Origin of the sequence: Anabaena sp. PCC 7108 (assembly GCF_000332135.1) — a bacterium.
Classification (GTDB): Bacteria; Cyanobacteriota; Cyanobacteriia; order Cyanobacteriales; family Nostocaceae; genus Anabaena.
On sequence record NZ_KB235896.1, the window covers coordinates 744,175 to 756,585 of the forward strand.

General features: G+C 37.9%; 10 protein-coding genes. 2 read left to right on the forward strand and 8 right to left on the reverse strand.

Annotation, left to right across the window (positions count from 1 at the left end):
• Window positions 1-104 precede the first annotated feature (104 nt).
• Window positions 105-887, reverse strand: a complete 783-nt coding sequence (gene xth, locus ANA7108_RS0104120; protein ID WP_016949502.1) for an exodeoxyribonuclease III — start codon at window positions 885-887, stop codon at window positions 105-107.
• 966 nt (window positions 888-1,853) lie between these two features.
• On the opposite strand from xth, the gene ANA7108_RS28535 reads away from it, so the two are divergent.
• Both ANA7108_RS28535 and ANA7108_RS0104135 read left to right on the forward strand, forming a co-directional pair.
• Window positions 1,854-2,051 (forward strand): hypothetical protein, encoded by a 198-nt coding sequence (locus tag ANA7108_RS28535; protein WP_084776864.1) that lies wholly within the window; start codon window positions 1,854-1,856, stop codon window positions 2,049-2,051.
• Window positions 2,052-2,258: 207 nt separating this feature from the next.
• Window positions 2,259-3,620, forward strand: a complete 1,362-nt coding sequence (locus ANA7108_RS0104135; RefSeq protein WP_016949504.1) for a folate/biopterin family MFS transporter — start codon at window positions 2,259-2,261, stop codon at window positions 3,618-3,620.
• A gap of 88 nt (window positions 3,621-3,708) precedes the next feature.
• On the opposite strand, the gene ANA7108_RS0104140 is transcribed toward ANA7108_RS0104135, so the two are convergent.
• The 7 genes from ANA7108_RS0104140 to ANA7108_RS26750 all read right to left on the reverse strand — a co-directional run bounded on the left by ANA7108_RS0104140 (window position 3,709) and on the right by ANA7108_RS26750 (window position 12,387).
• A complete protein-coding gene (locus ANA7108_RS0104140) occupies window positions 3,709-5,733 on the reverse strand; it encodes a globin domain-containing protein (protein WP_016949505.1) in 2,025 nt (674 codons plus the stop codon).
• Window positions 5,734-5,746: 13 nt separating this feature from the next.
• On the reverse strand, window positions 5,747-7,054 hold the full coding sequence (locus ANA7108_RS0104145; protein ID WP_016949506.1) for an EF-hand domain-containing protein: 1,308 nt from the start codon (window positions 7,052-7,054) through the stop codon (window positions 5,747-5,749).
• Between the two features lie 252 nt (window positions 7,055-7,306).
• Window positions 7,307-9,319 carry a histidine phosphatase family protein gene (locus tag ANA7108_RS0104150; protein ID WP_016949507.1) on the reverse strand — a complete coding sequence of 671 codons (2,013 nt, stop codon included), beginning with the start codon at window positions 9,317-9,319 and terminating at the stop codon, window positions 7,307-7,309.
• A gap of 83 nt (window positions 9,320-9,402) precedes the next feature.
• Entirely contained in the window at window positions 9,403-9,720 is a 318-nt protein-coding gene (locus tag ANA7108_RS0104155; protein ID WP_016949508.1) for a hypothetical protein, read from the reverse strand.
• A gap of 116 nt (window positions 9,721-9,836) precedes the next feature.
• Window positions 9,837-10,823: a nucleoside hydrolase gene (locus tag ANA7108_RS0104160; protein WP_016949509.1), complete on the reverse strand. Its 987-nt coding sequence runs from the start codon at window positions 10,821-10,823 to the stop codon at window positions 9,837-9,839.
• A gap of 78 nt (window positions 10,824-10,901) precedes the next feature.
• Window positions 10,902-11,201, reverse strand: a complete 300-nt coding sequence (locus ANA7108_RS30795; RefSeq protein ID WP_237741477.1) for a hypothetical protein — start codon at window positions 11,199-11,201, stop codon at window positions 10,902-10,904.
• Window positions 11,167-12,387 carry a bifunctional UDP-sugar hydrolase/5'-nucleotidase gene (locus ANA7108_RS26750; RefSeq protein WP_237741478.1) on the reverse strand — a complete coding sequence of 407 codons (1,221 nt, stop codon included), beginning with the start codon at window positions 12,385-12,387 and terminating at the stop codon, window positions 11,167-11,169. Before ANA7108_RS26750 ends, ANA7108_RS30795 begins: the two co-directional genes overlap by 35 nt.
• Window positions 12,388-12,411: the final 24 nt, after the last annotated feature.

A 12,411-nucleotide genomic window follows, 5' to 3' on the forward strand; every position in this document is an offset into this window, starting at 1 on the left:
ATTGATGCAGATACCAGAAACAAACCCAAAGATAATAATACCTATATCTAGTCTCTACACAACTGATTTTTATGCTTGGATACAGGAACAAGTTTCTTTACTCCCTAAAACTCCACAATAACTGGTGTATGATCGCTAGGCTGTTCCAACTTTCTTGGTGCGACATCAATAATACAACTTTGAGCGCGATCGCACAAAACCGATGTGAGATAATGATGGTCTATTCTCCATCCTAAATTACGCTTGAAAGCAGCAGTACGATAATCCCACCAACTATAATGTCCTTTTTCGCTGTTGAATTTACGAAAAGCATCCGCAAAACCCAGCGAAAGAATATCTCGTAAAGCTTGGCGTTCTGGTTCAGATGCCATAATATGATTTTCTATCTTTACTTTGTCGTGAATATCTATATCTTCCAAAGCGATATTAAAATCACCACACATACAAATAGCCGGATTTGACAACAACAGCACCTGCAAATATTCCCGCAGTATTTTTAACCAACCCAGCTTATATTCATATTTGTCGCTGTCTACAGATGAACCGTTGGGAACATAAAGATTAATAATTCTAACTCCGTCAATTACACCAGTTATTACCCGCTTTTGCTCCTCCCATTCTGTTTCTATCTCTGGTAAAATTGCCGTGAAACCCATACTCACATCTTCTAAAGGTTGACGACTAATGAGCGCCACGCCATTATAAGATTTCTGTCCAGAAATATAAGGGTAATAGCCTATTTTTTCAAACGCTAAAATCGGAAAATCTTTATCTATTACTTTCGTCTCTTGCAAACACAGAACATCAACAGAATTTTGATTTAACCAATTAATTACCTGTTCTAAGCGTATACGAATCGAATTTACGTTCCAAGTAGCAATTTTCATCATTTTTCAGTATTACAATCAGTAGGTATACTTTAATATTTGTGGTTGGGATCACGCAAGAGAAAGTAATCAGAGGATTTAAAGCTTATTTATCTTTCTTGACATAGTTGGCTTGAATTTTGCCGACCAATTTAGATTAAGAATTATAAAAAATTTAAATTTCTGGTAAATAAAAACTCTAGAAAATTGTTACAATCCATTATTTTTACGCCAAAAATAGGCGATTACTAATTGCTCTAATTTGTGATTTAGTATGTCTCGCTACAAAATCAGTGAATTTGTGAGCTAGACTACAGAACATTTTAATTGATTATGATCCCCAAGGTAGATGAAAATCCGAAATGCTCGGTTATAGTTTAAGAGTGCTGTTGATTTTTAGCTATTACTTAATAATTGCAATAATCAGCATTTTTATGCCCCTTTTTATTAGAAGATGTTCTTAACAGTGATCAAGTGTACCAAAAATTCCCCACAGACGGGTTCGCCTAGCACTCAGCAGCAAGCAGTTGTCTTTGCTCTCCCCCACAGTGAGAGAGGTCTTAAAATTCCTTTTTTTTTCCCTTTTCCTGGTGAGGAAGGGGTTATGGGTTAGGTCTTCAGGGTTTTGATGTTAATCACGCTACTGCTAAAACATCCTTTGAGAAAAGAAATTATTATCTGCAATTTACAGCAGATTACAGGTTGTAGGAAGTACAAAATTTAAACCCAAAATTATGTATCCAGGAGATTTTACTCCTGACTCCTAAATTCTGCTGTAGATTGCAAAGCCGAGTGGTTGATGCTTAAAACAACCAATAGACATCTGATGAAAAAGAATGTAGAGCCGAGAATCCCTACCCAGGTCACGTCTCTATAAGGGTTCTGGATAACGCATATTTCATTTCTGGAGATGTCTAATTTATTTGGGTTTAATCAAAAATTTTTTTGCCTGATTTCAACAATCATCTTTTCGAGGAGGAAGTTGTTATGAATAAGAGAGTTAATACCTGCCCATGCTGCGGTGGTTCCATTTTGCGTCATGTTCGTTATGGCGAATTGTATTGGTTTTGCCTATCATGCCGACAAGAAGTGCCACTGTTAAATATTAATCGTTTACCTAATTCAGATACTCGTAATACATCAGGAGTGCTTACCGAGCAGGCAGTTGACCTAGCATCATCCTGAAATTAATACAAGATCAAAACACGTTAATTAGCCTAGATTTAGCGCAAGTGTCAAACTCCAGATGACGCTGGCGCTATGCTTTGAGCAATTTCCAAAAGTTGATTTCCAAAAGTTGATTCCAAAAAGTTTGTGATCAAGATAGCTGATAACCTTACCAATATCTCGTTATGATATAAAAGTAGATAAAACTTAAAAAATATTTATCCAATGCTGATTGACTCCTCTGGCTTATCCAAAGTCAAAGACTCAGTAACCAAGACAATTCTTTTCGGTAACGAACCTAAGCCAGAACTAATTGCCATTCTTGTAGTTTACTTTGTTCAAGGTATCTTAGGGTTAGCGCGTCTAGCCGTCAGTTTCTTCCTCAAAGATGAATTGCATTTGAGTCCAGTTGAGGTATCAGCACTGTTGGGAATAGTCGCCATACCGTGGATGATTAAGCCCATATTTGGTTTTATTTCCGATGGTTTGCCTATATTCGGCTACCGTCGCCGGCCATATTTAGTTTCATCAGGAATATTGGGCGCTGCTGCTTGGATCAGTTTGGGTACCATAGTCAATAATAGCTGGCAAGCAACAATAGCGATCGCTCTGAGTTCCCTCTCTGTCGCCTTCAGTGATGTGATTGTTGACTCCCTTATTGTCGAACGAGCCAGGGCAGAAACCCAAGCTAAAGCCGGTTCCCTTCAATCTTTATCCTGGGGTGCTACTGCTCTTGGAGGCGTAATCACAGCCTACTTTAGTGGCTTACTATTAGAACATTTCACTACCCGTACAGTATTTTTATTTACCGCTGGATTTCCTCTGATTATTTCATTGGTAGCATGGTTAATTGCAGAAACACCAATCAGCAAAGTTGAATCAGAAAATCATCATACCAACTTTCTCACCGTCAAAAATCAAATTATTCAACTACGCCAAGCCTTTAGTCAACCAAGAATTTGGCTACCCACAGCATTTATATTTATTTGGCAATCTACACCCAGTGGCGACTCAGCTTTTTTCTTCTTTTTCACCAACGAACTTCACTTTAAACCAGAATTTTTAGGCAGAGTTAATCTCGTTACAAGTTTAGCTTCATTAATTGGCATTTGGATATTTCAACGTTTTCTTAAAGGTGTTCCCTTTCGGGTAATTTGTAGCTGGAGCATTATCATTTCCGCCATCTTAAGAATGACAATACTCCTGTTAGTAACTCACACAAATAGAACATTAGGAATAGATGATAAATGGTTCAGTTTAGGTGATAGCTTAATTCTCGCCGTCATGGGACAAATTGCATTTATGCCTGTAATGGTTTTAGCTGCTAGAATTTGTCCATTCGGAATAGAAGCAACATTATTTGCAATTTTAATGTCCATCTTTAATCTAGGAGGGGCTGTTTCCAGAGAGCTTGGTGCATTAATTATGCACTGGTTAGGAATAACTGATACTAGATTTGATGCTCTATGGCTGTTAGTGATAATTACTAATTTCAGTGCTTTGTTACCTCTTTTATTCATCAACTGGCTACCTGTAGACAAAGAGGAATCTGAGATCACAGAATTACCGGCAGTTTCAGTTAATTAGGACTTACGCAAAAAATGCTCAAACTCTTATTTCTCTCTGTCCTCTGTGGTATGCTTCGGGAAGTCACTTCGTGTCTACGATATTCGATCTAAGAGCGATCGCTAACTGATGATTTATACTTTGAACCATCAGGCATAATCGCACCTTCCAGGAACGCACTACTCAATTCATAATCGCTGACTTTAGCATTTTTGAGATTAGCACCAGTTAGGTAAGCTCCTGCTAAGTTTGCACCACTCAAACTAGCATCTCTCAAATTTGCACCATTCAAGTTTGCATCACTTAAATCTGCACAAATTAAATTAGCATTACTTAAATTGGCACTATTAAGATTAGCTTGAGTTAATTTAGCAAAACCCAATTTTCCATGACTCAAATCTGCACCACTAAGTTTAACCTGACTGAGATTAGCATTATCTAAATTGGCATAGCTCAAATTAGCATTAGTCAAATCACATTCCATCAAATTAGCTTTACTCAAATTGGCATGAGAGAGATTAATATCTACTAACTCCGCACCAGCAGCATCCAAACCTCTCAAAGAAACACCATCTTTATTCAAATCTTGCAGGGCTAAAATTCTCGCATAACTAACTTTAACATTGTGTGCGGCATCAACCGTACTCCAAGCTTGATAATGAAATTGTTTTCTCCGGTCTGGAGCTTCTTTAATGAATAAAACTAACGCCACCACCAGACTGATAGTATCAGCAGCACCCAAAGCCTCTCCAAACAGAGAATTATCATCGACAATTAGCAGAAATACCGTAAACACAACTGCTGAAATTACAGCCACTAACCATACTGGTGCTATCCAGAAAGCATCAATAAATTTAGCAGGAAGTTGTTTGATGACTTCACTAAATGGCTGTTCTGATATTTTTGTCTGAAATTTCTGATAACTAGCAGTAAAATTAGTGAGAATTTCTTTTAAAACTTCACCATCTAACTGAATCGATATCAGAGATTTTTTCTCCTGTTCCGCTGTGGAATCAAATAGCTGAGATTCTTTTTGAATTTCAGTTTTTAAAGTTGCAGGTTTCGCTAAAGTTTTAGGTTTCTCAGCTTGTACAGGTTTCGCTAAAGTTGTAGGTTTTTCAGCTTGGATAACTTTAGGTGAAGATTCTTCCCCCGCACCTTTTAACATCAAGGTTGTAATAGCTCTATAAGCATCTAGCCAAGCTTTTTTGACTTCAGGAGTCCAATCTTCCCCAAGATACTGCTCAAACGCCAACAACAGTGCTTCCCCCACTGGCCTATAATATTTAGGAACTACTCCATAACCGATGTGTCTACCTCCTAAAGCCTTGAGAACTGGCTCTAATGCTTCTGGGTTGCGGAGATTTTCTACTACCAAAACCAGGGAATTTATCAGCTTTTTTTCTTGACTTCCCATATCAGTATGGGTAAATAACGGTTTCACCTCTGGGTGAGCTTGAAAAAGATTATCGTAGAAGCTGGCTGCAAATTCATTAGCGTGAGGTTTAACTTTTTCAAAGCTATTTACTAATATTTCTACAGGTAACTCTGAAGATTCTGCTTCTGGTATTTCTGTTAATATTTGCTCCGCTACTTCTATTTGTGGAATTTCCTCTATTTTTTGCTCAATAGGTTTTGTAATTGTTTGTATTGCTTGTTGTTCTGAATTTTCTGTTATCTCTGATTTATCTGATTTATCGGATTTAACTTGTGTTGTTGGTACATGATCTACACTTGCACCTTTTAACATCAAGGTTGTAATAGCTGTAAAAGCATCTAACCAAGCTTTTTTGACTTCAGGAGTCCAATCTTCCACAAGATACTGTTCAAACGTCAGTAGTAGTGCTTCCCCAACTGGTTCATAATAATTGGGAATAGCTCCATAACCGACGTGTCTACCTCCTAAAGCCTTGAGAACTGGCTCTAATGCTTCTGGGTTGCGGAGACTTTCTACCACCAAAACCAGGGAATTTATCAGCTTTTTTTGTTGAGTTCCCATATCAGTATTAGCAAATAACGGTTTCACTTCTGGGTGAGCGTTAAAAAGATTATCGTAGAAGCTGGCTGCAAATTCATTAGCATGAGGTTTAACTTTTTCAAAACTTTGCTCTAAGAGTTCAACATTTAACGTCATGCTTTTTTCCCTATTAGTTGGAGAGAATTATGTCAGAGTAAGCAAAAGACCAAACTGGGCGCATTTTAAGAAACTCTGCAAAGGAAATTTTCAAGTCTTTATTATCATCATATTTTTCCATGTATTCATCGACTTCATTAGAAGGTAATCCCCACTCTAACAATAGGGTTTTTAGCTCAAATTCATCAATGTAACCGCTCTGATCAATATCTAGTTGCTCGAAAATCAATCTGCACTTTTCTTCATTGCTAATATTTTTACCTTTGGTTAAACATTCAACTTTTAGCGTTTCTGTTTGTAGTCGTTGTTTAACACCCTTAATTTGCCAGATTTTTTCATAAAATTCATCAAAACTAAATTCATCAAAATTGGTATTTCGAGCAATAAAGTTATTGATAAAAGAATCTGGAACTTGCCACTCGTGCCAAAGAGTTCTCAATTCTTCCTTATCTAAACTTCCAGTTTTATTTGTATCCAATTGAGCAAAAACTGCTGCTGCGATTGTTTGATCATCAACCTCATCAGAAGTGATGGACAAATTATTATTTATCCATAATTCTTTCGCATCTTCATCAATTAATGTCTGTCTTTGACTTTCTTTCGTCCAACTGATCCATTCTGCTGCGGTAGGATTCATAATTAACTTGTACAAAGCATTATATCCAAGCAGAAACAGAATAAAAAACAAGTTGCCAGCAACACCTAAGACAGATGGTAATATCAACACACCAGCAGCCAGAATCGAAGCAGAATAAAGATTATCTTTAAAGAGTCCAAAAACAGTAAAGATAAAGTAAAATACTCGACACCAAACGTATGTACTAAGCACTAAAAATGTGTTGATTAACCAAAAATTTGAATCTGGTTCTAAGAGGAGATTAACGGCACTATAGAGATGTAAACTGACAAAGAATAGATAGCCTGGAATCATTGCACTCTTAGAGCCAAAAACAATCGGTGTTTGGTAAAAAGATGAGGTGACATGACCGATTATGGCTGATAGTGCCATGATCATGGCAGGTATTTCTGGATTACTACTAAAAAACGCAATCACACCAAAAACAACCTCTATACTTCCAGAAATTACATGAGTTCTGATTGATAATTTCCTCTTGGGTAGCATGAGAAATTTCGGGTGTGGCGGGTTCGTGTAATGGTAGTACAAAACATAAAAATTACTGAGAATTGATGCACCACAAAGAATTAGTTTTTGATAATATTCAATTTCATCTCCTGTAAAGGTGGTACTAAAATAAAAGCAAGCCAGGGCGTAAATGGTGGCAGGTAAAAGTAGGAACAAATTCTTGAAAGATACTGACATATTTAGTCTCTTTGTTTCATTGATGAAATTTGATTTATGGCTCTCCCAGAATGGTTATGGTAATTTAATAACAAAAAAATCTAAAAATCCTTATTAGACAGTGATTTCAGCAATCTAAAAATATAGATTTAATAAGAATCTGGTTTTATTATATTAAAACCTTTTCTATCTAAGAATTTTAGATGATATTAAGTATTATTTTTACATAGCTAGTCTAGGAGAGCCTGATTTATTAAGCTGAGATTTTGGAAGTTAATTGTTTACTGATGCAGTATTATTAACAACGTTAAGGTTAGCAACTAACCCATAGGTTGATACATACTCTTCTAACTCTTGCAAATCAACTGTTCCACTTTTATCTGCGTCTAGAGTGTTGAATAGATAATCAGTTATGTACTTCCTGACTTCTTGTGAGCTACGTTCACCTGTTGTCATATCTTCTATGCGTCCTAAAAGCTCCATAATTTCGTCTTTATCAAGTGCTTTACTTCCATCTGTATCCAATTCAAGGAAAAGCTTTCTGATATCTTCTGTTGCCATTCTCGAAGAGCGTAAAGTTTCTCTCAATAATTCATTACCAAATGAATTCATAAACAATATTTGTTCGATGACTGGTATGCAGAAGAAACCTAATGCTGCCCAAAAAATTGCATATCTTACGGCTTCAGGATTTGCAGTTGCAGTAACTCCTAGAAAAAGAGATGCCCACAGGAAAAAGTTAGGATTCACAAGCAGAATATAAGCATCCTTAGCTTCTGCCTTATTCAGCTTACCTGTTGTTAATACTGAAGTTAATACAGCAGAGACACGGATTAAGATAAAAACTAATGTTGCCACTGCTAGTTGTTGCAAACAGGCTAGGGAACGGTTCAGATCAGTTGATGAAAATAAGTCAGAAATGAATGTTGATGGAGTAAACTGAAACCCAGTTGCCAAAGCCATAAATGCGACAGCAAGCACTCCAATAAATTTCCAGTTCTTACTGTGGTGGTTTGATTCAACAGGAGATTTATCACGCCAAAATTGGGCTAAAGCTGCCGGTATTGCCAAACCAACAATGAGAATAATTCCGAAAAATATCAGGCTTGAATTGTTAATTGGTAATTGTTTTGCCAAGCCAAATGTCACAACCAATGCAACAGGAGTGATGATTGATAAAGTCCTGGATAAGATAGCCGAGGGATAAAGATTACCGCCCCAAAGTACCGATAAAACTGGGGAAGTAAGGGCGGGTGGAACCATCAAAAAAAGCACCCACATAACTTTGTACAAATCACCGGGGCTTTGATACAAAATTCCCGAAAATATTAAAAATATTCCAACTAACCATCTTACTAACATCCACCCGTAAACTATGTACTTCACAGTTGAAGTTACTTTGCGTTTACTCGCTGCAAAGTCAATATCCAGGTAAGTATAAAAGGTGGAAGCAGCTAGACAAACAACAATTATTCCTCGAAATAGTTCTGATGGAATTCCTCCTGTGGAGGCACTTAAAGCCCTTACCAAGCATCCTAATAAGAAAGCAGCAGCATAGAGAAAAATTGCCCACATAATTGACAGATCATTAATCTGTTTTCGTACAGAAGCTGCACCACCGGATTCTTTATCACGAAACTTGACTAACTCTTCTTTAGAGAGTGCTTTACCATTAGGCAGTTTCAGATGTTTATAAGCAGTTGGTGGTAAATCACTTAAATAAAGTGCTAAGGGTTCTAATACATATTGATGGCACACCACCAGAACAGTTTCGCCCCGTTCTAAATGTGGTACAATTCGCTCTTGGTAAAAACTTGCAGCGCGGTGATAAACTTGTGCAATTTTCTCGCCAGCCGGCGGTGCTTCGTTATGTGAATGCAACATTTCCTCGAAGCCTTCGTAGCCCAAAGCTAGACGAAGTAGATTCAAATTACGACCTGCAAAAATGCCAAAAGATTTCTCACTAATTCGATGGTCTATTTGAATAGGAATATCAGAGGATTTCAAAGCCTGACTTTCAGCCAGGGCAATTTCACAAGTTTGTCTTGCACGTCTCATGTGAGAGACATATACAGCATCGAACTTCATCCCTTTTTTCTTGAGGTCAGAACCTGCTTGACGGGCTTGCAATCTACCAAATGCAGTCAAATCTACATCTAATACACCTGCAAAAATATTGCGTTCATTGCTGGTACTTTCACCATGTCTAATGAAATAGACTTTTCCTTCTTGATGATTGTTTTCTCCTACTTGGCTAGATGTTTCTGAGTCAGAAATTATTTCCACAATAGATGCTCCTTCTGTAGATTATTCATGTTGTTCATGAAAGCCCTGTAACCTGAAAATTTCTGTGCTTTTGCAAAAAGCAATTACAAATTCAAACTTTCTAATTCTTGCCAGAGAATAGACATAAAATCATTAGCATCCTTAATACCCATTTCTCCTAGTGCTTTCCACTCTTCAGTAGTGTAATCTAAATCCTGTCCCATAATGTCTTGAGTCCAATAAGGTAATTTAGATGGATTTTCCATTAGCTCATAAGTCATCTCCAATATTTTTGTGCCTGTCGTATTTTCCCTCACCTTTGTACTCAAGCAAAAAGCCAGTAATTTACCGAGATTGCTTTCCGGGGGAATAGATACTAGGAAAGCCATATTTTGAGCCAGAACAAACTTATCTAATTTCATTTTTATCTCTTTTCGTATTGCAACTGCTTATGCCGCAGTAGGGAAAATATTCAGATCAGAACATAAAATTTGCTCTGCTGCTGCTTCACCAGTGTTGCAGCTATTTGATCAACTTGTCAAACAAGTTGATCAAATAGCTGCATAAACCGTTCCCTATCCACATCCAAACAAGCATCTACATTAGGTGGATTCGTTTTTTCATCGCGGCGATCGCGTCGATCTGCTAGTGACATTCCTGTCGTAAATCTTCCTTGAGTTTCAACCATCATATATAGCGATTCTGTAGTTACTAAACTCGGATCAATTGCCACCGCCATTGCCAAAGGATCGTGTAAATAACAGCCATAAAAGCCTTCATGATCACGATAAAAAGCCATATAAATTTCGGTGCAGTCGGCAATAAACTGAGAAACTTTTGTCGGACGACGCTGTAAATTATCTTCAACAATTTGACGAGACAAGGGGGCTTTCATCGCCACATCTAAACCCACTAAAGTGAGAGGAATTCCCGACTCCATCACAATTTGAGCCGCATCAGGATCGACAAAAAAGTTAAATTCAGCAGCGGCTGTAATATTTCCGGGTACAGTCACAGCCCCACCCATGATGACAATTGTCCCTACTTTTTGCATGGTTGCACTATCTTTTTGAATCGCTGTTGCCAGATTCGTGAGCGGTCCTAATGCAACAATGGTCAAACTCTCGCCGTACTCTTGGGCTGCCTTCAGCAGTACATCAATCGCCTTCTCTTCCGATGGCTTTATAGTCAGTTGAGGATAGCGGGGTGTACCATCAGCTTCCTGAAAGCGATCAAGTTCACCCAAACCATCAGCCCCATGAATTCCTGCGGCATTAAAGGTTGGTTTGATCAGAGGCTTTTCACAACCTTTGGCAACTATAGGGAATGTATCGGGTTCAACAATACTGACTACACGCAAGACATTATTCGCCGCCTGATCAACATTAATATTGCCAGCCACAACAGTGACGGCTTTCAAGTCTAATTGCGGTGAATTTAAGGCCATAATCAGAGCCAAGGCATCATCAACACCTCCGTCCGTGTCTATTATTACTGGTATAGTTTGATTTTGAAGAGATATCATCTTAATTAATCCTCCAATTAATTGATTTCAAGGTCATGTAAATCATGGATAGACAAAGCCAACAATTAAAAAACATCTCTATTTGTAAACTAATCGTCCTTCGATATGACTGTTAAGATTTTGATGATGGCTCAAGTATTCTTCCAAGACATCCTGATAATTAGTGGCAATTACTTTGGGGTCGGCTAATTTTGTTAATTCTGCATGGGTAATGCCTAAATTCTGAGCCGAATTTTGGTAACGATAGCCATCCATACAAATAGTGTAATGTTGATTGTCTTGTACAGCTTGTTCCTTAATGCTTAAGGATTCCAGGCTATGCAGGGCATCATTATAAACTGCTTTAATGCCTTGGTTGACCTGAAAGAAAATACTCACTTTGACCCTCTATGCGGTTTTCCGGTCTCATAATATGGGCAAATATCTGGGTTAAGTGAACCCCAGTCACTCGAAATTTATGAAGAGTATCTTGATAAGGGAAAACGGTTTTCAGATCACTCAAAGTTACTGGCGGTCCTAATTCTTGTCCTCGGATTGAACCACTGGCAACAAAAACCACATCTAAACTATCAAGTTGAGCAAAAATATCAGCGATTAAGTTTCCCAATTCAGTTTCTTGTTCACGCTTGGGATGGGTCATTTTATGGGCTAATCTTCCAATCAAGCGATTATACTTGCGGTCTACATCTTCTTTGAACGAAGCAATCAGCTTTTCGATTTCGAGATCAGGCAGAGCCAGATTATTATCAACTGGAAGCAGTTGCCATTTCCATTCAACGATGCTATTCGTATCGTCATCAACTACAATATCAAAACGTCCGATCTGGTCTGTCCCTACTCCGGCTTGGGCAATCAGAATATTATTAACTTCGGCTGGTTGTTCTAAAAATGTATGGGAATGTCCGCCGATAATCATATCCACACCCCATTCTGGATCTAGCATTGCTGCCAGTTTTTTATCCTCTTCAAAACCTATGTGGGTGAGGATAACGGTTAAGTCAATATCATCATTTTTGTAGGCGTTGCAAATCTTACCAATTTCTGATGCCGCATCTTCTAAATTAATAAAAGTGCCAATATTCCTATCACGTTTTAATGTTCTCAGAGCTTCTTCTGTGACAATTCCGATGAACATAATATCGAATCCATCAACATTGAGGATAATGTATGGATTCATCAAGCGGCGGTTATACTTTTTAATGTATAAATTGGCATTAACTATGGGAAAATTTGCCATCTTTTCCAGGAATAATAAGTGAGGCAACCCATAATCTAATTCGTGGTTTCCCAAGGTAACGACATCAGGAGCCAGGTAATTCATAATTTCTATGGTGGAAATCCCTTGGTATTCCGAATCAATCGTCGAGCCTTGGAGCATATCACCAGCAATAACAAACAGCACGTTTTTCTCGTCCCGACGCACCTGATTGATATATCCAGAAAGTAGGGACATACCACCAATAACATGACCCTCTTCAAGACCTGTAGCCTCTGCTAAAAAGTCGCCATGCATATCATTTGAATGTAAGATTGTGAACTTTTTAAACCGTTCGGTGAGTGTCATAGTCTTTTATCTCAAAAAGCCCGA